The sequence below is a fragment of the Flavobacterium soyae genome, from assembly GCF_021245985.1.
Classification (GTDB): domain Bacteria; phylum Bacteroidota; class Bacteroidia; order Flavobacteriales; family Flavobacteriaceae; genus Flavobacterium; species Flavobacterium soyae.
Map to the genome: position 1 here is coordinate 72,336 of NZ_JAJQXA010000009.1, position 22,130 is coordinate 94,465.

The 22,130-nt window shown below is 33.8% G+C and carries 15 protein-coding genes and 2 tRNA genes; 8 read left to right on the forward strand and 9 right to left on the reverse strand.

Features of this window, described 5'->3' with window-relative positions; translation table 11 throughout:
• Positions 1-226: 226 nt before the first annotated feature.
• Positions 227-1,456: a phosphoserine phosphatase SerB gene (serB, locus tag LUU93_RS12910; protein ID WP_232681539.1), complete on the forward strand. Its 1,230-nt coding sequence runs from the start codon at positions 227-229 to the stop codon at positions 1,454-1,456.
• A 1,018-nt stretch (positions 1,457-2,474) separates the two neighbouring features.
• Here the strand turns inward: serB and LUU93_RS12915 are convergent.
• On the reverse strand, positions 2,475-3,983 hold the full coding sequence (locus tag LUU93_RS12915; protein WP_232681541.1) for a GH3 auxin-responsive promoter family protein: 1,509 nt from the start codon (positions 3,981-3,983) through the stop codon (positions 2,475-2,477).
• Positions 3,984-4,205: 222 nt separating this feature from the next.
• On the opposite strand from LUU93_RS12915, the gene LUU93_RS12920 reads away from it, so the two are divergent.
• Both LUU93_RS12920 and LUU93_RS12925 read left to right on the forward strand, forming a co-directional pair.
• Complete coding sequence (locus LUU93_RS12920; protein ID WP_232681542.1) at positions 4,206-5,000, forward strand: DUF2797 domain-containing protein; 795 nt, start codon at positions 4,206-4,208, stop codon at positions 4,998-5,000.
• 227 nt (positions 5,001-5,227) lie between these two features.
• Positions 5,228-6,280 carry a glycosyltransferase family 9 protein gene (locus tag LUU93_RS12925; protein ID WP_232681543.1) on the forward strand — a complete coding sequence of 351 codons (1,053 nt, stop codon included), beginning with the start codon at positions 5,228-5,230 and terminating at the stop codon, positions 6,278-6,280.
• An 81-nt stretch (positions 6,281-6,361) separates the two neighbouring features.
• Here LUU93_RS12925 and LUU93_RS12930 read toward each other — a convergent pair whose 3' ends face one another.
• From LUU93_RS12930 to sppA, 3 genes are all read right to left on the reverse strand, one after another.
• A complete protein-coding gene (locus LUU93_RS12930; RefSeq protein WP_232681544.1) occupies positions 6,362-8,962 on the reverse strand; it encodes an AsmA-like C-terminal region-containing protein in 2,601 nt (866 codons plus the stop codon).
• Between the two features lie 169 nt (positions 8,963-9,131).
• Positions 9,132-10,079 (reverse strand): alpha/beta hydrolase family protein, encoded by a 948-nt coding sequence (locus LUU93_RS12935; protein WP_232681545.1) that lies wholly within the window; start codon positions 10,077-10,079, stop codon positions 9,132-9,134.
• A gap of 12 nt (positions 10,080-10,091) precedes the next feature.
• A complete protein-coding gene (gene sppA / locus LUU93_RS12940; protein WP_232681546.1) occupies positions 10,092-11,849 on the reverse strand; it encodes a signal peptide peptidase SppA in 1,758 nt (585 codons plus the stop codon).
• A gap of 136 nt (positions 11,850-11,985) precedes the next feature.
• Between sppA and folK the strand changes: the two genes are divergently transcribed.
• Positions 11,986-13,119 carry a 2-amino-4-hydroxy-6-hydroxymethyldihydropteridine diphosphokinase gene (folK, locus tag LUU93_RS12945; protein WP_232681547.1) on the forward strand — a complete coding sequence of 378 codons (1,134 nt, stop codon included), beginning with the start codon at positions 11,986-11,988 and terminating at the stop codon, positions 13,117-13,119.
• Positions 13,120-13,206: 87 nt separating this feature from the next.
• Here the strand turns inward: folK and LUU93_RS12950 are convergent, their stop codons facing one another.
• From LUU93_RS12950 to LUU93_RS12960, 3 genes are all read right to left on the reverse strand, one after another.
• Entirely contained in the window at positions 13,207-15,369 is a 2,163-nt protein-coding gene (locus LUU93_RS12950) for an Ig-like domain-containing protein (RefSeq protein ID WP_232681548.1), read from the reverse strand.
• 114 nt (positions 15,370-15,483) lie between these two features.
• Complete coding sequence (locus LUU93_RS12955; RefSeq protein WP_232681549.1) at positions 15,484-16,020, reverse strand: RNA methyltransferase; 537 nt, start codon at positions 16,018-16,020, stop codon at positions 15,484-15,486.
• Between the two features lie 74 nt (positions 16,021-16,094).
• Complete coding sequence (locus LUU93_RS12960) at positions 16,095-16,526, reverse strand: DUF1573 domain-containing protein (RefSeq protein ID WP_073489093.1); 432 nt, start codon at positions 16,524-16,526, stop codon at positions 16,095-16,097.
• A gap of 155 nt (positions 16,527-16,681) precedes the next feature.
• On the opposite strand from LUU93_RS12960, the gene mutS reads away from it, so the two are divergent.
• From mutS to LUU93_RS12980, 4 genes are all read left to right on the forward strand, one after another.
• Complete coding sequence (mutS, locus tag LUU93_RS12965) at positions 16,682-19,288, forward strand: DNA mismatch repair protein MutS (RefSeq protein WP_232681550.1); 2,607 nt, start codon at positions 16,682-16,684, stop codon at positions 19,286-19,288.
• 162 nt (positions 19,289-19,450) lie between these two features.
• Positions 19,451-19,523: transfer RNA gene (locus LUU93_RS12970), tRNA-Gly, on the forward strand.
• A 14-nt stretch (positions 19,524-19,537) separates the two neighbouring features.
• A tRNA-Leu gene (locus LUU93_RS12975) sits at positions 19,538-19,623 on the forward strand.
• Positions 19,624-19,768: 145 nt separating this feature from the next.
• The gene (locus LUU93_RS12980) at positions 19,769-20,149 is read left to right on the forward strand and encodes a DUF1508 domain-containing protein (protein WP_232681551.1); all 381 of its coding nucleotides are present in this window, start codon (positions 19,769-19,771) and stop codon (positions 20,147-20,149) included.
• Between the two features lie 146 nt (positions 20,150-20,295).
• On the opposite strand, the gene LUU93_RS12985 is transcribed toward LUU93_RS12980, so the two are convergent.
• Together LUU93_RS12985 and LUU93_RS12990 are read right to left on the reverse strand one after the other, a co-directional pair.
• Positions 20,296-20,520, reverse strand: a complete 225-nt coding sequence (locus tag LUU93_RS12985) for a PG1828 family lipoprotein (protein ID WP_232681552.1) — start codon at positions 20,518-20,520, stop codon at positions 20,296-20,298.
• A 346-nt stretch (positions 20,521-20,866) separates the two neighbouring features.
• Positions 20,867-22,099 carry a 3-deoxy-D-manno-octulosonic acid transferase gene (locus tag LUU93_RS12990; protein WP_232681554.1) on the reverse strand — a complete coding sequence of 411 codons (1,233 nt, stop codon included), beginning with the start codon at positions 22,097-22,099 and terminating at the stop codon, positions 20,867-20,869.
• Between the last annotated feature and the right edge of the window lie 31 nt (positions 22,100-22,130).

Genomic DNA, 22,130 nt, shown 5'->3' on the forward strand with positions numbered 1-22,130 from the left:
CACAAATTCACTAATTTTTTAAACAGTATATTTTTATATAATTTGTGAATTTGTGGCTAAAAAAACAAACTCACTTGTTACGTTATTTTAATAGTAACGTATTATTGTTAAATTACTCGAAAAAGCACATGAATATGTGCTTTTTCTTTTCAAAAAAACAAAGATTATTCTTTTTTATCACCTAGAGATTGCCGATTTTTGTCGCTTCAAAATCAATAAAGATAAAATGGTAGTAGAGGATAAAGAAATTATTTTATTAAAAGTTTCAGGACACGATAAAATAGGGGTTACAGCAGGTTTAACAGCTGTATTAGCGACTTATGATGCTAATATTTTAGATATCGGACAAGCCGATATTCATGACACGCTTTCTTTAGGGATTTTGTTCGAAATTGCCGCAGGCTCTTCTTCTGCACCAGTTTTAAAAGACTTATTATTCAAAGCCTACGAGTTAGAAATCAAAGTTAAATTTATTCCAATTTCGATCGAAGATTATGAGAAATGGGTAAAATCACAATCTAAGCAGCGTTATATCATCAATATTTTAGGCGAAAAACTAGCTGCGTCACAATTAGCAGCCGTTACTAAAATAATGTCTGATCAAAATTTAAATATCGATTCTATTATACGTTTAACAGGAAGAACTTCAATTGTAGAAAAAGAAGAATATCCGCGTTCTTGTATTCAGTTATCTGTAACAGGCGAAATTGTAAATAAAATTGTCATGACGGCAAGTTTTATGGAAATTTCAAGAACCTTAAACGTTGATATTTCTTTTCAGGAAGATAATATTTACAGAAGAAACCGTCGTTTGGTTTGCTTCGATATGGACTCTACTTTAATCCAAACAGAAGTTATCGACGAATTGGCAGAATTAAACGGAGTAGGACCGCAGGTAAGAGCCATTACAGAATCGGCGATGAATGGTGAAATTGATTTCAACGAAAGCTTCAAACAGCGTATGGCTTTGCTGGAAGGTTTGAGCGAAGACGTTTTGCAAAATGTTGCCAAGAATTTGCCAATTACGCAAGGTGCGCATCGTTTAATGAAAGCCTTAAAATATTACGGATATAAAACCGCAATTCTTTCTGGAGGATTTACTTATTTTGGTGATTATCTTCAAAAAGAACTCGGAATCGATTATGTTCACGCCAATCAATTAGAGATTAAAGATGGTAAATTAACCGGAAAATATCTGGGCGATATCGTAGACGGACAAAAGAAAGCCGAATACCTAAAAGCAATTGCCGAAAAAGAAGGAATCCACATCAACCAAACTATTGCAGTTGGTGACGGTGCAAACGATTTACCAATGCTAAACTTAGCAGGCCTAGGAATCGCTTTCCATGCAAAACCAAAAGTAAAAGAAAGTGCTTCAACCTCAATTTCAAGTTTAGGACTTGATGGTGTTTTATACCTTTTAGGTTACCACGACAGATATATTGATATGATGTAATACTATTTGTCATCCTGAGCGATCCCGAGGCTTCAGGAGAAGGGATTTCTTGTTGAGAAGGGCTTCGACTTCGCTCAGCCTGACAACGCATTTTTGTCAATTTCGACGAAAGGAGAAATCGCACACGATAATCGACAAAGATTGACGATTCACTTTGCAGAATTTCTAGTGCGATTTCTCCTTTCGTCGAAATGACAATATTGAGAAAACCTTAACCGCCTAGAATCTCAGAACCTTAATAATGGCATGCCCCTCCGGGCAATGTCATTAAGTTAAGCTTTTAGAAAATAAAATTATTGCAAATCAAATCCGTGTTTATCTGCGTTTTTACGAAGTAAATCTGTTTTATCCGCGTCACAATTAGACGCTGATTTTACTGATTCGCTAAAGCGAAAACGCTGATAAAAACTGATTTTTCTAATGACATTCTTAATTAAACTGTTAAGTAATTTTATAGATTTCCTCTTAACTTAATGACATTGCCCTCCGGGTCGGGCTATCCGTTACAATCTTTTTGTTTTTAAAGAAAAAACAAAAAGGATTTCCACTTCTATCCCTCATGCAACTCAGCGGAAGAAACATTTTTAAAGAGAAAATAAATTAAAAGATATAAGATCAATTGCCTCCAGCTTTAGCTCGAGTAATAATAATTGACAAAGATTAAGGCTTAGCCAAATTATTTACAATCTAGAATTCGGCTAAAGCCTGGCGTTATTATATTATGACCCCCTAGCTAAAGCTAGGGGCTATAAAAAAAACTTAACAAAATTCTTAGGAATTTTTAAAATTAATTGCCTCCTGCTTTAGCTGGAGGAATAATAAATGACAAAGAGTTTAAGGCTTTAGCCAAATTATTTGCAACGTAGAATTCGGCTAAAGCCTGGCTTTGATATAAATTATAAACCCCTAGCTAAAGCTAGGGGCTATTGAAAATTTGTATAGAATCTATATTGAAATTCATGTCAATCCGTGTTTTCACAAAGTGAATCCGCGTCATCTGTGTGCCAATTTTTAAAATTTACATCTCCTTCAACTGCTCCAAATAATCTCTCTGATTAGAAAGTCTAGGAATTTTATGCTGACCACCCAATTTATCTCTTTCTTTCAGCCAATCATAAAATAAATTTTCACGTGCTACATTAATCACCAAAGGATTCAAAGTCATATTGTTGTAGCGTTTCGCTTCATAATCAGAATTTAAAGTCTGCAGCGTTTCGTCCAGAACTTTCTGGAAAAGACCAACGTCAGCAGGTTTTTGCTTGAACTCAATCATCCATTCGTGAGCACCTTTTTCTTTATCCTGCATAAAAATAGGAGCAACCGTATAATCAATCACCTCCGTTTGAGTAATCTGGCAGGCTTTCGCAATCGCCTGATCCGTATTTTCTACCATTAATTCTTCCCCAAAAACATTAATATGATGTTTGGTTCTTCCCGTAACTCTAATTCTGTACGGATTTAATGAAGTAAAACGAACCGTGTCGCCAATTAAATAACGCCATAAACCAGAATTTGTAGTAATTACGATTGCATAATTTTTATTCAATTCAACATCGGCCAAACGAATCACTTTTTGATCTGGAGTTCCAAAAGTTTCCATCGGAATAAATTCATAGAAAATTCCGTAATCAAGCATCAGTAATAAATCGCTGGAATTATTTAAATCCTGAATCGCAAAAAAGCCTTCAGATGCATTATAGATTTCGTAATATTTAAAATCTTTGCTTGGCAAAATTTTCTTGTATTGTTCTTTATAAGGAGAAAAACTCACACCGCCGTGAAAATAAACTTCAAGGTTTGGCCAGAGTTCCAGTAAACTTTGTTTACCTGTATTTTCTAATACCTTATTCATTAAAACCAGCATCCAGGAAGGAACTCCGGCAAAACTGGTTACATTTTCGCTTTTGGTTTCATTAATAATCGCTGCGATTTTAGTTTCCCACTCGCTCATTAAAGAAGTTTTACTGCTTGGCGTACTGCTAAACTCGGCCCAAATAGGCATGTTTTCAATCAAAATTGCCGATAAATCACCAAAAAAAGTATTGTTATTTTCGTAAATCTGAGAACTTCCTCCCAAGCGTAAACTCTTTCCCAAAAACAATTCAGAATCTTCATTATTATTTAAGTACAAACAAAGTAAATCTTTACTTCCTTTATAATGGCAATCTTCAAGAGCTTCATTACTTACGGGAATAAATTTACTTTTTGCGTTTGTTGTACCGCTGGATTTTGCAAACCATTTAATAGGTGACTCCCAAAAAACGCCCTGTTCACCCTGGCGTGTACGTTCTATTAAAGGCTGTAATTCTTCATAACTTGCAATGGGAACTCTTTCTGCAAAAGTCTGATAAGAATTTATCGATTCAAAATCGTATTTTCTTCCAATAACTGTATTCTCAGATGCCAATAATAAATTATGCAAAAGCTCTTCCTGAACTTCATTTGGGTATTTTAAAAAAAGTTCGATTTGATGTATCCTTTGTTTAAGGACCCAGGAAGCGAAAGAATTTATTATTGATAAAGGCATGTGTAAATTTTAGATTTTAGATTGCTGATTTTAGATTTAGGTTTTATGATTCATATAAAACGAATCTTAAAATTTGAATATCAAGCAACAAATATTAACTTTGTCATTGTATCAAAAATAGTGTTTTTTTGTAATAAAAACCACTACTTATAAACTAAAAGATTAACTCAAAAAATATGAGCAGTCTAAAATCTAATATCTAAAATCTACAATTAAATCCTAATGACATATCAAGGCGTACTTACAAAAATGCAGACTGAATTTGGAAACCCAATTCAATATTATTTAGTTTTCGAAGATAGTTTCTTGAATGTTAATCAATTATTAGACAAAGAAGTTGAGATTAGTTTTGCCGGTTTTCAATGTTTAAATTGCCAAAAGAAGAAAAAAATATTTAGACAAGGTTTTTGCTATGACTGCTTTTACTCAAGTCCAGCTGTAGGCGACTGGATTATGAGGCCTGAATTGAGTACCGCACATTTAGGAATTGCTGACCGAGATTTAGAGTACGAACAAAAAGCACAATTACAGCCGCATGTCGTTTACTTAGCTTTATCAAGCGAAATAAAAGTGGGGGTAACACGCAAAAGCCAGGTTCCAACACGATGGATAGATCAGGGTGCAGCACAGGCTATTGCAATTGTTGAGGTCCCAAACCGTTATTTAGCCGGAATTACTGAGGTTGCGCTTAAGGACCATTATGCAGATAAAACAAATTGGCGAAAAATGCTCCAATACACTACAGGTTCATGTGACTTAATTCTGGAAAAATCAAAAGTTGAAAGTTTAATTCCTGCTGAGGTCAAAGAGTATTTTTATAGTCAAAAAAATGATGTTTACGAGTTAAATTATCCGGTTTTAAATTATCCTGCAAAAGTATCCAGTTTGAATTTAGACAAAACTCCAAATTTTCAGGGAAAGCTAGTAGGAATTAAAGGGCAGTATTTAATTTTTGAAAACGGAACAGTGTTTAATATCCGTGGTTCAGAAGGTTACGTAGTAAATATAAACGTCTAGTATTTTCTATTCTCTGTCGATTCTTAATAACAAATGGTCTATTCTTTGTCGTTTGTTTTGTTAATTGTTGTATTTTTATTTCATTGGAAGGCATAAAAACATGAATAATGATAAATTTTATTACAATTTTGTAATAATTGCTTATTATTGGAATTTATTTTTGTGCAAAAAAAGAGGCTAAATTTGTTTTTGCTGTTTCCAAAAATAATCTTGAAATAAATACTGCAATGAGTAGCTTAAAAAAAGTTAGCGTTAATAAAGTCAGGCGTGGCCTAATGCGTGTTTTAACCAAGAATATTGGTAACGCGAACGTTAGTAAAAGTGGAACGATTGATAAAAGCAAAATTAAAAATATACTAATCTGCAGACCCAACGGCAGACTTGGAAATATGCTTTTAGTTACACCGCTTATTCAGGAAGTCACTGCTGTATTTCCGGGGTGCAAAATCGATTTGTTTGTAAAAGGAACACTTGCTCCAATTGTTTTTGAAAAGTATGATAATGTCGATAAAATAATCGATCTGCCTAAAAAACCTTTCAAAGAATTAGTTAAGTATTTTAAAGTATGGACTTTAATAAAAAAACAGAATTACGATCTTGTAATTAATGTTGATCAAAATTCTTCTTCGGGCCGGTTAGCCGTTCAATTCTCAAATGCTAAATATAAATTTTTTGGAGACCTTCCTGAAAATGTACAGTTAAACTATAATGATCATGAGCATATTGCAAAATATCCTGTTTATAATTTAAGATATTTTCTAAGCCAATTTGGTATAGAAGATAAGAAAGAACCAGTTGCACTTCTTGATTTAAAATTGACTCAGGAAGAAATTTCTAAAGGAAAAGAAATTCTCAACAATATTGTTGATGAACAAAAGAAAACAATCGCAATTTTTACATTTGCAACAGGAGAAAAATGTTATTGTGTTTCGTGGTGGGAAGAGTTTTATACTGCTTTAAAAAAGGAATATCCGGATTATAATATTTTTGAAGTTTTACCGGTTGAAAATGTATCACAAATTGATTTTCAGGCACCTTCATTTTACAGTAAGGATATTCGCGAAATTGGTTCTGTTTTGGCAAATGTTGATGTCTTTATAGGTGCAGATAGTGGAATTATGCATTTATCAAGTGCTTCAAAAGCGCCAACTGTTGGACTATTTTCAATTTCTGTTCTTAAAAAATATGAGCCATACGGAAATAGCAGCGTGGGAATTGACACAAATAAATTATCGGTTCCTGATTATATAAATGCTATAAATAAAATTTTGAATAAATAATCAAATCGATTATCTATAAAAAGAAACTGCTCCGGAAAGTAATTTCCAGAGCAGTTTTTATTTCTGTACTAAACTAAAAACTTAATTTTTCTTTTTGAAAAGTCCGTTGATTAAGTCACTTGCTTTTTTAGTTGCTTCCTGAGTTTTTTGTTCTTTCTCAGTTTTTGCAGCTTGTGTAGTATCTTTCGCTTTTGTGTTTTTGTTGAGTAGATCAGTCAAAGCTGCTGTACCTTTTTTAGTCAGTTTTTCTTTTTGCTGATTTGCCACTTGAGATGCTAAACTAGAAACAGCACTTTTCATATCTGTCGTAACTTTTGGATTTGAAAAATTACCTCCAATAACAGCATTAATAGGAATGTTTTCCAATTTAGCCGCATCAGCAGGAGACATTTTTGCAATAAAAGCATTTGCTTCACTTCCTAAATATTTAGCAGGAACATCAAATTTTAAGTTGTAATTCATCGTTTGGTCAAAACCGTGAGTTCCGCCAACCGTTACTTTAATGTCTTGATATTTAATATCGAAAGGTTTTACATTTACTTTTCCGTTTTCAAAAGTTAAGGCTGCTTTAATATCATTCAAATTCACTTTATTCATATCAATGAATTTAATGTTTGAAGTTAAAGAGTTTAGTACCGTAGAATTTTTAGCATTTATCGTTGTAGAAAGTAATTGCCCAATTAAATCTCCTGAAATAGATTTTAGGTCAGGAGTTAATTCCTTATCATCTAAATTTCCATTTAATTTAATAGTCGAATTTAATTTACCATTAATGATTCCGGCAATTGGTGCAATTTTTTTCATCATATCTAACTGCGTAAAAGTCTGCGCAATATCAACCTGATTGAAACCTAAATTCATATCAAATGTTGGCACTTTTGTTTTAGTCGAAACCGCTCCGGTCAAACCAATTGTCCCGCCGAAAATTGACGTTTTAAAGTTTTCTAAAAGTGCTTTTTCATCTTTAATAATCAATTTTCCGGAAACATCTTTTAGTTTTAAATTGTCATATAAAACAGTTGCGGCTTTTGCATTTAAAGTACAGTTCAGGAAAGCTGGAATTTTCATTGCTTCAGCTGGTTTAGCCGGTGTTTTTTCTTCTGTTTTAGCCGGTTCTCCAGAAGTCATAAAATCATCAACAGCCAGTTGGTTAGAACTCATATTGAAGTTTCCTTTAAGTTCTTGTTTCTTAAACATAAAACCGTAGAAATTTTCCAAAACTCCGTTTATAGCAATATCACTTTTTCCGGTTGTAGCATTAAACTGTTTCAGATTAATTGTGCTTGGGTTGAATTCAACCAAAGCCGTGCTGATATTCATTGATTTATTGTTTTCATCAGTATATTTAAATCCTGATAAACTCATAGTTCCGGCATTCTTGATGTTTTGATATTGGCTTTTCTCTACAGATGCCATATCAAAATTTGTAGTAACATCAGCTTTTAAGATACCTGCCAAAGGCTTGTCCATTTTAATTGGATACGCTTTAGAAAGATTAGCAAGATTGATAGTTCCTTTTAAAGCTGCATTTACAAGCGGATTAACAGTAATGTTTCTAACATTTGCTTTAGCGCTAAAAACATCCTGATCGATTCTAAAGGATAACTTATCTAAATTTACATACGTGTCGTTTAAAATCCCGGTTTCGTTGATGATTTTAGTATCAATTACAATATTTTGAACTGATTTTGGTAAGTTCGGATATTGAAAAGAGGCATTGTTTGATGCAATGGCTATGTTAAATGCAGGAACTGTTGTGTCTGTTAATTTTCCTTTTGCAAAACCAACAACAGTAAAGTCTCCGGTTGTTTTTACACCATCAAGACTAGAAGCATAAGCAGAAGGAATTAACCCTAAGAAATTGGTAAATGACGAAGTTGGCGTTTTAAATTTCAGGTCATAAATCTGACCTTCTTTAACCATTTGAATAAAACCGTCAAATTCTAACGGCAGTTGGTTAATTAAGGCTTTATTTTCTTTAAAAGTATATTTACTTTGTTCTAAATCAATTCCTAAAATAGCGTCTAAAGTCAATTTTATATTTTTCATATAATTAACTTTATCCATATCTAAAGATACGTTTGCTGTAGTTTTTGTATTTAAATCCAGTTTAGAATTAGTAAAATCTCCAGTTCCTTCGTGATTTAAACTATCAATAACCATTTTAATTTTTGAACCCTGATCGATATATCTAAAGGTAAAGTTCTCAATTTTATAGTTTTGAATTTTTAAAGAAAGCGGACTGCTTTTTTCATCCGTTTTCTCTTCTTTTTTGTCTTTTAAGGCAATATCAAAATTCCCAACACCATCTTTATTGAAGATAATGTTGATTAAACCATTTTCAGATGTAATTCCCTGAATGTTTAAAGGCTCGTCTTTACCTTTAAAAAGTTCTTTAATACTCATTTTAAGATTTAATTCTCCTAATGACACCAAAGTATCTCCTTCAAAAGGGGCTTTGTTTATAATCACCAGTTTTTCGATTCCGACAGCTGCATTCGGAAAGTTCTTAAACAAGCTTAAATCAGCATCGGCAAAACTAACTTTGGCATCAACACTTTCGTTGATTGCTTCGGCAATTTTTGCTTTGATTTGGTCTTTAAAGAAATACGGAATGGCAAATAATGCGGCCACAAAAACCACTAGAACAATGGCAGTTACTTTTAAAATTTTCTTTAACATATTTATAGATTTGAGGTTTATTTTTTGAAAATTTACTCTTGCAAAAATAGTTTTTTTATTCAAGTACGGTGATAAAATTTTCTTAATAATGTAAGAAAATTATGTTGGTATTAAATAAAAAAATCCGCTTGATACTTTTCAAACGGATTTAACAGTGTTATTGTTGTAATTATTTTTTAATAAAGGAAACAATCTTATGGACCATGGTTTCAGAAATGGGAAGAGTTTCATTAGCATAACTCTCCATATTGGCCTTTTGATCGCCATCGATTATTTTCATGATATGGTTCATTTTATCAACAATTACCAATTCAGAATTCAGTTTAGCCTTCGATAAGTTTTCAGCATCTTTAACCGAAACTTGTAAATCGTTGTTACCCTGAATGATTAAAACAGGAATCGTCAATTTTTTAATTTCTGTCTGCGGATCGTATTTAAACCACGAAATCAAATACGGCTGAATACTTGCCCTGAATAGTGAATTTAAAAGCGGATCGACTTTGTTTACTTTATTGCCGTTTTTTAAACTGTCAATAATAGGGAACGTCATATCTTCTAACTGCTTGTTTGATTTAGAAGCGATTTGCGTCTTGATCAGTTTATCTGCAGATTCTCCGGCTCCGGCAATCGAGACAAATTTATTCGCTTTTGCACTCGCAATCATTCCTATTAAAGATCCTTCGCTGTGACCAATAACCGTTAATTGTGTAAAACGCTTGTCTTGCTTTAAATAGTTAATCCAGCTTTTTACATCTTCGGTATAATTTTCAAAAACCAGGCTAGACTCTGCTACTGCAGATTTTTTGCTTTCGCCAATGCCGCGTTTGTCAAATCGTAAAGATGCAATTCCGTTTTTTGCCAGTTCTTCTGCCAGCATTTTCAGGGAATTGTTTTTCATCATCGGATTATTTCCGTTTCGGTCTGTTGGGCCAGAACCAGCAATAATCAATGCCGCCGGACATTTTTTTACTCCGTCTGGAACAGTAAGCGTACCAAAAATCTGATCATTATTGATTTTTAAAATGGCAGGTGTTTCTTTAAAAGTATCTTGTTTCGGACTTTGAGCATTTACGTATGTCAGAAACAAAACGGTTAAAAACAGAATTATGTTTTTCATCTTTAAATGGAATTATTTAATGTTTATTCCGAAAGGCATCATCGCCTGAACTCCTTTTTGTCTCTGAAATCTTTTTACCTGCTCGATAAGCAAATAATTTTCTTCGCCAATTTCCTCTTTTATAAGAGCTTCTTTAGATTGCGCAAAAGGTAAATTAGCCATTAAATCTCCAAACGTTTTTTCGTATTCAGGATAGTTTTGTGTACTGTAGTCTTTGATTTTAGCAATTTTAGCTGCCTCGGCAATAGCATCGTTCAAACCTCCAATTTTATCTACTAATCCAATTTTTACGGCTTCAGATCCAGACCAGACCCTTCCTTGTGCAATAGAATCTACTTGTGCAAAAGTCATTTTTCTTCCTTCGGCAACGTGTGTTACAAAAGTTTTGTAAATCTGTTCAACGCCTTCAAGTGTAAAGGCTTTGAATTTTTCATCAACAGGTACAAACGGACTGTAATTTGCTGAGTTTTCGTGTGTTTTTACCTGCTCTGTATTAATTCCTAATTTGTTGGCAAGCGGAGTAAAGTTTGGTAATACTCCAAAAACCCCGATAGAACCTGTAATGGTATTGCTTTCTGCAAAAATTTTATTGGCATTACAAGCGATATAATAACCTCCAGATGCGGCATAATTTCCCATTGAAACAATTACCGGTTTTACTTTTTTAGTTACTTCAATTTCTCTCCAGATTAAATCAGAAGTCAGTGCGCTTCCGCCTGGGCTGTCAATTCTTAAAACGATTGCTTTTACATCTTCATTTTTTCTGGCTTCCTGCAGTGAACGGCGCATTGAACCTTCGCCAATAACATTTACGTCGCCTTCGCCGCTGGCAATTTCGCCCTGAGCATAAATAATGGCAATTTGATTATCGGCAGTATTAGCTAAAGCAGTTGTTAAGTTATTTTGAGTATAATCTAAAATCGAGATTTTATTATAATCCTCGTCCTCATTAACTTTCAAAGCTTTTTTAATCGCATTGTGGTAAACATCTTCATAAGCCACAATATCAACCAAATGCTGTGTTTTTGCCATTTGTGGAGTTCTGGCTAATAAGCCGTTTGCAATTTCGTTTAATTTGTCAACCGGAATATTTCGGCTCTTTGAGATATCGCTGCAAACCGTTGACCAAATCGAATTTAAAAGTGCTGTAACTTGCTCTCTGTTAGCATCGCTCATTTTGTTTTCTAAAAATGGCTCAACGGCACTTTTATATTTTCCGTGACGAATCACTTCCATATGTATGCCTGATTTTTCCTGAAAATCTTTAAAAAACATAACTTCAGACGAAAGTCCTTTAAAATCTAAATCTCCAGCCGGATTCAAATAAATTGTATTGGCAACAGAGTTTAAATAATATTCTTTCTGCGAATAAGTATTGGCATAAGCCCAAACAAATTTTCCTGATTTTTTAAAATTTTCCAGCGCGTTTCTCAAATCTTTATATTGTGCCAGCCCTAAAGATGACTGATCGTTTAGGATAGAAATTCCTTTAATGTTATCATCAGTTTCTGCCGCTTCAATGGCATTAATAACATCAGTTAAGCCAACTCCTTTTTTATCTGAAAAAACGGTTACCCAAGGATCTTTATATTTTCCTGCGTAATCATTATCAATTTGTTTTAAATCTAATTCTATAACCGAATCGTTTTTAACCGAAACTTTGTCGTCTCCGCCAAAAATGGCTCCAATTAGGATTGCTCCAAAAAAGAAGAGCATGATAAATACAAAAATACCAATAACTGTGGCAATTACATTTCCTAAAAACTTCATAAGTATATTTTTTAAATAAGTAGCGTTAATGGGCTATTTGTTACAAATTTGGCACATAAATTTTAATCGATTCAATGTGCCGTTTCACAAATATATTAGTTAATTCTAAAATAGTTTTAGTTAATTTGCATTAATTATGAAATCACAGCACCAAGTCGTTTTATCTATAGGCAGCAACCAGGGAAACAGGTTAGAAAACATTGAAAGTTGTATCGCTTTGATACATCAGGAAGTGGGAACTGTAATTAGGGTTTCTAAGCTTTATGAAACGCCTGCCTGGGGTTTTGAGAGCGATGCATTTTATAATTGCGCGTTACTTTTGCACACTGCTTCATCGGCACAAAAAATATTAAATCAGGTTTTAAAAGTCGAAAAACAGCTAGGAAGGATCAGATTGAATCAGGAAGGGTATCAATCCCGGATTATTGATGTTGATGTAATTGTTTTTGATGATGAAATTATGGAGACCGAAAAACTTCATATTCCGCATCCATTAATGCAGAACCGCAATTTTGTTTTACTGCCCATGCAGGATTTAAAGTTAGACTGGAAACATCCTGTTTTGCAACAATCTATTTCGGAATTAATTGTCGTTTCTCCAGACGACAGCGTTTGTACTGTTGTTCAGGATTTAAAATGCCCGCTGAGTGAAATTCCGTTAGAAAAATATAATTATATTGCTTTTGAAGGAAATATTGGAGCCGGAAAAACTACTTTGGTTCACAAATTTGCAGATGATTTTAATGCGAAAACGGTTTTAGAGCGTTTTGCAGATAATCCGTTTCTGCCTAAGTTTTACAAAGATCAAAACCGATATGCTTTTCCGCTTGAAATGTCTTTTTTGGCCGATCGTTATCAGCAATTATCTGATGATTTGGCACAATTTGATTTGTTTAAAGATTTTATTGTAGCCGATTATCATATTTTTAAATCACTGATTTTTGCTAAAATTACGCTGCAGGAAGACGAATATCGTTTATACCGAAATTTATTCGATATCATTTACAAAGAAATGCCAAAGCCGGATTTGTACATCTACTTGTATCAAAATACAGAACGCCTTCTTCAAAATATTAAAAAACGCGGACGAACTTACGAGCAAAACATTCAGGCTGATTATTTGGATAAAATCAACAATGGATATTTGGAATATATTAAATCCCAAACGGATTTGAATGTTTTAATTATCGATGTTTCAGATCGTGATTTTGTAAAAAAACAGGAAGACTATTTTTTTGTATTAAACGAAATTCAGAAGAAATTGAATTAGAAAATTAGAGAATGTATCAATTAGAGAATTTACTCAACTTTATAAATTATCTAATTATCCTAATTGATACATTCTCTAATTAAGAAATTATCTCTTTAAGGTAAAGTGTCCTCGTAAAATAGGTTTTGTATTGTCTATTTTTAATGCATACCAATAATCAGAGGCAGGAAGCAGAGTTTTTTCAAATGTGCCGTCCCAACTCATTTTTGAATCATTTAACTGCGCGATAAGCTTACCATAACGATCAAAAATAGTTACTTCTGCCTGCGGATAATTTTCCATTCCGGTTACTTCCCACAAATCATTATAAGTGTCGTTATTTGGAGTAAAAAAAGATGGAAAAACAAGAACAACAAAATTTTGAGTGTCTCCGCCGCAGCCGCTTTTCTCGCGAACATAAGCCGTTCTTAGTCCGCCTGGTACATCATAAAAAATATTTGAATCCTGAAAGTTAACACCGTCTACAGAAAACTCAAAATAAGGAGCTTGTTTTTTAATGTAAATTATGGCTCTCGTTCCGTTTACATCAATTCGGTCAATTTCTGGAACCTGATGTTCTTCAACTATAATTGTTTTTGTGCTTGTACAATTTTCCGGAGATGGACTTTTTACTGCTACAGTATAAGTGCCGCCTTGAGAAACAGTTATTGTTTGTGCTGCTGCTCCATTTGACCATAAATAATTCATTCCAGAAACTCCTGCGTCTAATGTTACGGTTTGAAATTGACATAATGTTACAGTCTCGTCCTGAACAACAGGCGGAGTATAAATTTGAATATTTACAGGTGTACGAGTTGAGTTGATACAGCCGGCATTTGAAGCCTCGGCATAATACGTTGTATTTGCTGAAATTGTTGGCGTTGTAAAACTATTTCCGGTAAAAATACTTGCTCCTCCTGCTGCTGCTGTAAACCAATTAATAGTTCCAATATTTGAACTGGCAGTAATAGTTACAGACCCAGGTCCGCAGTTCGAATAAGAAGCTTGACCCGCTGCCGGGGCGCTTGGAGTTATATTTACCGTGGCCATAACCGATTTTCTGTTTGATGCGCAGCCGGCATCTACATAATAAGTTGTTGTAGTATTTATTATTGGAGTTGTGTATGTGTTTCCTGTTCCTAATATATTTCCTCCCACAGCGGCATCATACCAGCTAATTACTGCGCCGGCTGTTGCTGTTGCATTAAAAGTAAAAGTTCCTGAATCGCAAACCGGACCTGGATTTGCTGATGGCACTGCCACTGGAATTGTAACTTTAGTACTTGCGGCGATTTCTAACGCCGATTCTCCGGGCATTCCACCATATTCAACAACATAACCTTTTGGCTGATAAGGATCGCCGGGCGTTAACGATCCGGTATTAGAAAGGTCGTTCCATGAACCTCCAATTCCTATTCCGGGCTGTGTAATATGTGCATAATCTTCTTCGCCTAAATTATTTGGTTCTCCAGAATTCCAGAAAGTATAACCCATTACAGTTCCGGCTTCGGGTCCTGTAACCCATTTCCAGACACCTTCGGTTTCTGCATCGTTTCCGCCAATCCATCCGGTTCCAGATGCTTGTTCGCCAATTAATTTGGCTTCATCTGCAGATAAAATTGTGGCTAAATATCCTTTAAGTCCATAATAAGTACTTGCCTCTGCCGCAGTTTTGGCAGTTGTCCAGGTAATACCAATACTCGGAACAAATAAATAAAAATGCTGTGTCGAAGGCAGGTAGTTTGCCTGACCAATTGTTATAGAAAAAGTTCTGGTTCCAGAAGCTGCTGCTGAAGAATTAGAATATACAACATCTTTAATTGCATCAACAAATTCAGTATATAAAACATCAACTCCGGTTGGGCTTGATAATTTTAATTTTCCCGCCGTAACATCCCAGCTTGTAATAATTGTGGGGTGTGCTGCAGGATTTGAAAGTTCAAGAAGGTCAAATCCGCTGGAATATCCAGATGAAATCTGGATATAAACTGCCTGAGTTGCAGGTTCAGTCGGATCGTGCGTAATAGTTACGTCGGTTACAATTTTTATGCTGCTTTGCGGGCAGTATAATTGATCTCCAACTGCTTTGATAACTGGAGGGGTAACAGCAAAATTTAATTTTGTATTTCGTTTTTTGCTTGACTTAAGGGTATCATGAAAAGCTCCAATTATATTTCTGTTTTTAATTGTAACTTTTTCGACTGCATAAGAGTTTGTAAAACTTAAAACAAGTACTAAGGTGGTTATTTTTAAGAAATTGATAGTTTTCATTTTATAAAAGTATCAATTTTATAATAATAAAAAAATATATTTAAATATCTAACATTTAAAATCTAAAACTAATTTAAAAATCACATCTTTTTAGCGAAAAAAAATCTTTATTTGTTAGTTTGGCCAGTTTAGTTTTTGAAACAAATCCCAAACCACAATTCCGGCGCTTACAGAAATATTTAAAGAATGTTTTGTTCCTAATTGCGGAATCTCGATACAGCCGTCGCAAATTGCAACCGCTTCCTGAGCTACACCATAAACTTCATTTCCAAAAACTAAAGCATATTTTTGGTTTTTCTCAACCTTAAAATCCTGAAGAAAAATGGCGCTTTCAACCTGCTCAATCGCAAGGGTTAGTACATTTTCTTTTTTCAGGTTTTCTATAACCTCCAACACATTTTCATGATGTTCCCACGAAACAGTTTCAGTAGCACCAAGAGCAGTTTTATGAATTTCTTTATTTGGAGGCGCTGCTGTAATACCGCAAAGAATTATTTTTTCGATCAAAAAAGCATCGGCAGTTCTAAAAACTGATCCAATATTGTGTAAACTGCGAATATCGTCCAAAACCAGTATTAAAGGGGTTTTGTCTGATTTTTTAAAATCTTCAATTGATTTTCTGTCTAATTCGCTATTTTCAAGTTTTCTCATTGGTTTAAATTCAGGTCATAAAAAAAGCTTCCAAAGATAAGGAAGCTTTTTCGATTATTTTATTGTTTTTCAGATTAGCTTTTTACAGGATCTGGTAAAACAGTACCTTTAATTGTAAGTACTTTCGTTGGCTGTCCTTCAGCATTTGAAGTAACGGTTACAGTTTTTGTAAAAGCACCAACTCTGTCAGTAGCATATTTTACACCAATAATACCTTTAGCACCCGGAGCAATTGGCTCTTTTGGTGTTGTAGGCACTGTACAACCGCAAGAACCTTGAGTGTTTGTAATGATTAATGGTTTTGTCCCGTTGTTAACAAAAACAAATTCACGTTTACCATCAGCATTGTGAGCGATAGTTCCGTAATCAATAGTTTCTGTTTCGAAAAGCATTCCGGCTCCTTCAACTTTTGCAACCTTGGCAGCTTTAGCTTTTTTAGTTGTTTGTGCATTAGCAGCCGTAATACCAGCTACAGCTAACATAGCGAATAAAATTATTTTTTTCATTTTAAGGGTCTTTTTTAATGAAGAACAAAGCTATATAAAATTCTTATATATGAACATAAAAAAATCTTAAAATATTTTAATTTTTGAAGTGCTCGATATGCCGCCAAAAAATTATAAATTCGCTGTCTTAATTTTCATTTAAAAACATATCAATTTTGGCAGCTAAAGAGAAAGTGGTGAAGGAAACACCTTTAATGAAACAGTACAACGAAATCAAGAGAAAATATCCTGATGCATGTCTGCTTTTCAGAGTAGGAGATTTTTATGAAACTTTTGGAGAAGATGCTATTAGAGCTTCTAAGATTCTTGGGATTACTTTAACAAAAAGAGGCGCTGGGTCTGATACAGAAACGGCTCTGGCAGGCTTTCCACACCATTCCATCAATACATATTTGCCAAAATTGGTTAAAGCCGGACTTCGTGTTGCAATCTGCGATCAGCTGGAAGATCCTAAAATGACTAAAACGATTGTAAAACGTGGTGTTACAGAATTGGTAACTCCAGGAGTTTCTTTAAATGATGAAGTTTTACAATCTAAAACAAACAACTTTTTAGCATCTGTTTATTTTGCTAATAAAAATATCGGAATTTCATTTTTAGATGTTTCGACAGGAGAATTTCTTACCGCTCAGGGAAATGCCGAATATATAGATAAATTATTGCAGAATTTTAATCCAAGTGAAGTTCTTGTTCCAAAGAATTGTAAAGGTGATTTTAAAAACGCTTTTGGAGAAGATTTTCATAGTTTTTATCTGGAAGACTGGATTTATAAAGAAGATTATGCTTTAGAAACACTGACCAAACATTTTCAAACCAATTCATTAAAAGGTTTTGGTGTAGAAGAGTTAAAAGAAGGAATTATTTCTGCGGGGGCAATCCTTTATTATTTGTCAGAAACGCAGCATAACAGAGTGCAGCATATTACAGCGATTCAGCGAATTGCCGAAGATGCTTATGTCTGGATGGATCGTTTTACGATTAGAAACTTAGAATTGTATCATAGTTATAATCCTAATGCAGTAACACTTTTAGATGTAATCGACAAAACGCTTTCGCCAATGGGCGGACGTTTGTTAAAACGTTGGCTGGCGCTTCCGCTAAAAGACAGTAATAAAATAAAAGGACGTCATGACGTGGTTTCATATTTGAAATCAAATCAGGATGTTTTACAGAATATTCAATATCAAATTAAACAAATTTCAGATTTAGAGCGTTTGATTTCTAAAATTGCGGCAGGAAAAGTTTCGCCGCGCGAAATTGTGTATTTGAAAGAATCTCTGGATGCGATTATTCCAATAAAAACATTAGCGCTCGAAAGTCCGCAGGAAGCTGTAAAGGTTATTGGGGATAGTTTACATTCGTGTGATTTGTTACGCGAAAAAATTAAAAATACCTTAAACCAGGATGCGCCGGTTGCTATTTCAAAAGGAAATGCAATTGCAGCTGGGATTAATGAAGAACTAGATGAACTGAGAGCAATTTCTACATCTGGAAAAGAATTCCTGGAAGGAATAGAAAGAAGAGAATCTGAACGTACAGGGATTTCATCTTTAAAGATATCATTCAATAATGTTTTTGGCTATTATATCGAAGTTAGAAATACACACAAAGATAAAGTTCCGGAAGAATGGATTCGTAAACAGACTTTGGTAAGTGCAGAACGTTATATTACCGAAGAATTAAAAGAATATGAAACCAAAATTTTAGGTGCCGAAGAAAAAATTCATAAAATTGAATCAGAACTTTTCGAGCAGTTAGTTGCCTGGATTGCCACTTATATTAAGCCCGTTCAAATGAATGCTTATTTGGTAGCGCAATTAGACTGTTTGTGTTCGTTTACACAAATGGCGGTTGAAAACCAATATGTGTGCCCTGAAATTGATGAAACTTTTGAATTGGATATTAAAAACGGAAGACACCCTGTAATCGAAAAACAATTACCAGTTGGAACTCCATATATAGCAAATGATGTTTTTCTGGATAGAGAAACACAGCAGATTATAATGATTACCGGACCTAACATGTCGGGTAAGTCGGCAATTTTAAGACAAACGGCTTTGATTGTGCTTTTGGCTCAAATGGGAAGTTTTGTTCCTGCTGACAGCGTAAGAATGGGAGTTGTAGATAAAATCTTTACAAGGGTAGGGGCTTCTGATAATATCTCGATGGGAGAATCGACTTTTATGGTTGAGATGAATGAAACGGCTTCGATTTTGAATAATATTTCAGATCGCAGTTTAGTGCTTCTGGATGAAATTGGAAGAGGGACGAGTACGTATGATGGAATTTCAATTGCGTGGGCTATTGCTGAATTTTTGCACGAACATCCGTCAAAACCAAAAACGTTGTTTGCGACGCATTATCATGAATTGAATGAAATGACAGAATCGCTTTCGAGAATTCAAAATTATAATGTTGCGGTAAAAGAATTAAAAGATACTGTTCTTTTTGTTAGAAAGCTTGTAAAAGGAGGAAGTGAGCATAGTTTTGGAATTCACGTGGCAAAAATGGCCGGAATGCCGCAGATTGTAATTTTGAAAGCACAGAAACTTTTAAAGAAATTAGAAAAAAATCATTCAAGCGATGCTTTAAACGGAGTAAAAACAGCTAATGATGAAATGCAGATGAGTTTCTTTAATCTGGATGATCCTTTATTGGAAGAAATCAAAGAAGAGATCTTAGGCCTCGATATTAATGCGATTACACCCGTTGAAGCATTGATGAAGCTGAATGAAATAAAAAGAATGCTGGTCAAGAAATAAATCGAAAAAAAAATTCAAGTTTAAAGTTTAGGTTATCAGAAAGTTATAAAATAAGTAAATATTTTTTTGAAAAAAGGCTTGTGTAATTGAATAAATGTCCTAAATTTGCACTCGCAATACGAAGCAAGTCAAGTATTGTAGTTCTTAATTAGAATTTGAAATGCGAAAATAGCTCAGTTGGTAGAGCGCGACCTTGCCAAGGTCGAGGTCGCGGGTTCGAGCCCCGTTTTTCGCTCAAAACCATATAATGCTCGGATGGTGAAATTGGTAGACACGCTGGACTTAAAATCCAGTGAACAGCAATGTTCGTGCGGGTTCAAGTCCCGCTCTGAGTACTAAAGCCTCTTCTTTTGAAGAGGCTTTTTTTATTGGGTAAATTCTTTAAAGATGCTAAGGCGCTGAGATTCTAAGTTTTTGAGATTCTAGGAAAATTAACAATTAGCAATCTGAAATCAACAATCTAAAATCTAAAATTCAAATATGGGTGCTTTTGTAATTAGCAGGCGATTTAATGATGAATATAAGTTTGTGTTTACTTCCAGAAAAGGAAAAGTGATTTTTACAAGTTTGAGCTATGAATTGAGGTTTGAATGTGAAGAGGATATTGAAAGATTTAAGAGGACTGTTGATCTTTCTAAATTTTTGAAATTTAAGGGCTCTGGAGGAAAGTATTTTTTTAAATTGATGTTAGATGGTGTTCACTTTGCGACAAGTCGAAAATACACCACAGAATTGCTTTTGCAAAAAGGAATAAAAGAAATTGTGACTTATGCTTCAAAAGCGGAGATTTTGGATTTCTCGTCGAATGAATCGATTTTTGAAGATGAGGAGGTCTCTGTTGAGGAAGAAGTAGAAGATTAGATGGAAGAAATTCCAATATTTTAAAATTCCAAATTCTAATAATGCTTTATGTATATTGGAATTTGGAATTTTATTTTGTTAATTTTTGAGCATAAAAAAAAACCATCACAAGGATGGTTTTAAAATCTTTAGAATTTAGATTCTAATTATTTTTTTACTTCTTTAGCAGCTTCTTCTACTTTAGTAGCAGCAGAGTCAACTTTTGCAGCAGCAGAGTCAACAGTTGTAGCAGCAGAATCAACTACAGCAGCAGCAGAATCAACAGCAACAGCAGTAGAATCTACAGTTTCAGTAGCTGCAGCGTCAGCTTTTTTACAAGATACAACAGTTAAAACAGCAACAACAGCTAAACTTAAAAATACTTTTTTCATCTTACTTTATTATAAAAGGTTAATTATTAATTCGTGGCAAAGATATAAATTTTTTAATATGTAAAATATTTTTTCACTTTTTTTTTAAAATATTTTCCCAGCTCACGTTTATCTTATTTATCAAAGAATATGCCAAAAATATAAAATTATCTTAAATTATTTAATGTTTTGTATAAATAATTTTTTGTTGAAAATTCTATGGTTGATTTGGCTATTTTATTTCTCTTAATTGCGGTTTATTTTGCTTTTTAAGGATTATTGTGTATGCTCCAGCAATAAAAAAATACCTGCTTTTAATTTGTTTTTTAAAAATACCTGCTCAAAAAATTAATTTGAACCCAGAGGCTTATTGTGAAACAATATTCATAATCGTATTTGAAGCCCCTTTGTTATTCTGAATAAAAGATTCGCAGATTTGGCTTTTTTCTTTAAGAAATGTTTTATCAGTCAGCAGGCGGTTTAAGATTTCTTTTAGTTCAGAAACGTTAGTTATCGTCATACAGCCTCCAAGACCAACCAAGGAAACAGCTTCTGCAAAATTAGAATAATTAGGTCCAATTACAATTGGAATTCCAAATGCTGCCGGTTCAAGAATGTTATGGATTCCCGGATTTCCAAAACCTCCGCCTACATAAGCAATCGTTCCGTAACTATAAATTTTGGTTAAAAGCCCAATGGTGTCAATTATAAAAACATTATAATCTGATAAATTTTTATTCTCTTTTTCAGAAAATAAAACTGTCGATTTTGTAATTTGGGATTTAAGATTTGTTATTTGATCCGTTTTTATATTATGTGGTGCAATGATAAATTTTACATTTTCCGGAGCCTGATTTATGTATTCAGCAATTAAAACTTCGTCTTTTGGCCATGAACTGCCAATAACTATGGTTTGCTGATTATTCTTGAAATTTTTGATATAATCAAGGCTGTTGTCTCTTTCTAAAATTGCTGCAACTCTGTCGAAACGAGTATCACCGGAAACAACTACATTTTTAAATCCGATTGCTTCAATTTTCTGTTTAGAACTTTCGTTCTGTACAAAGAAATAAGTGAATGCTTTTAGTGCTTTTCTGTAAAAACCTCCGTACCATTTAAAAAACATCTGGCTGTCTCTAAAAATTCCCGAAATTAAATAAGCTGGGGTTTTGTTTTTTTCTAATTCCTTTAAATAGTTCAGCCAAAATTCATACTTAATGAAAAAAGCAAATTCAGGATGAACCAATTTTAAAAATCTTTTGGCGTTGCTTTTTGTGTCCAAAGGCAGATAAACTGTAACATCGGCAGCTGTGTTATTTTTACGCACTTCGTATCCAGATGGTGAAAAAAAGGTTACAATAATTTTATGCGAAGGATATTTTTCTTTGATTTTTTCAATTACAGGAAGACCTTGTTCGTATTCGCCAAGTGAGGCAGAGTGAAACCAAATGGTTTTGTCATTGGGGTTTATTTTTTCTTCTAAAATGGAAAATACATTTTTCCGACCTTCAACAAAAAGCTTAATTTTCGGACTAAAAAGTGCGACTATTTTAAGAAAAAACGCTGCTAAAGAAACAGCTAAATTGTATAAAAAAAGCATGTAGTAATTTTTGCAGCTAAATTACATTTCT

Coding starts and splice junctions, on each gene's coding strand:
- serB (WP_232681539.1), top strand. CDS start 227: ATGGTAGTAGAGGATAAAGAAATTATTTTATTAAAAGTTTCAGGACAC.
- LUU93_RS12915 (WP_232681541.1), bottom strand. CDS start 3,983: ATGCCTTTATCAATAATAAATTCTTTCGCTTCCTGGGTCCTTAAACAA.
- LUU93_RS12920 (WP_232681542.1), top strand. CDS start 4,206: ATGACATATCAAGGCGTACTTACAAAAATGCAGACTGAATTTGGAAAC.
- LUU93_RS12925 (WP_232681543.1), top strand. CDS start 5,228: ATGAGTAGCTTAAAAAAAGTTAGCGTTAATAAAGTCAGGCGTGGCCTA.
- LUU93_RS12930 (WP_232681544.1), bottom strand. CDS start 8,962: ATGTTAAAGAAAATTTTAAAAGTAACTGCCATTGTTCTAGTGGTTTTT.
- LUU93_RS12935 (WP_232681545.1), bottom strand. CDS start 10,079: ATGAAAAACATAATTCTGTTTTTAACCGTTTTGTTTCTGACATACGTA.
- sppA (WP_232681546.1), bottom strand. CDS start 11,849: ATGAAGTTTTTAGGAAATGTAATTGCCACAGTTATTGGTATTTTTGTA.
- folK (WP_232681547.1), top strand. CDS start 11,986: ATGAAATCACAGCACCAAGTCGTTTTATCTATAGGCAGCAACCAGGGA.
- LUU93_RS12950 (WP_232681548.1), bottom strand. CDS start 15,369: ATGAAAACTATCAATTTCTTAAAAATAACCACCTTAGTACTTGTTTTA.
- LUU93_RS12955 (WP_232681549.1), bottom strand. CDS start 16,020: ATGAGAAAACTTGAAAATAGCGAATTAGACAGAAAATCAATTGAAGAT.
- LUU93_RS12960 (WP_073489093.1), bottom strand. CDS start 16,526: ATGAAAAAAATAATTTTATTCGCTATGTTAGCTGTAGCTGGTATTACG.
- LUU93_RS12980 (WP_232681551.1), top strand. CDS start 19,769: ATGGGTGCTTTTGTAATTAGCAGGCGATTTAATGATGAATATAAGTTT.
- LUU93_RS12985 (WP_232681552.1), bottom strand. CDS start 20,520: ATGAAAAAAGTATTTTTAAGTTTAGCTGTTGTTGCTGTTTTAACTGTT.
- LUU93_RS12990 (WP_232681554.1), bottom strand. CDS start 22,099: ATGCTTTTTTTATACAATTTAGCTGTTTCTTTAGCAGCGTTTTTTCTT.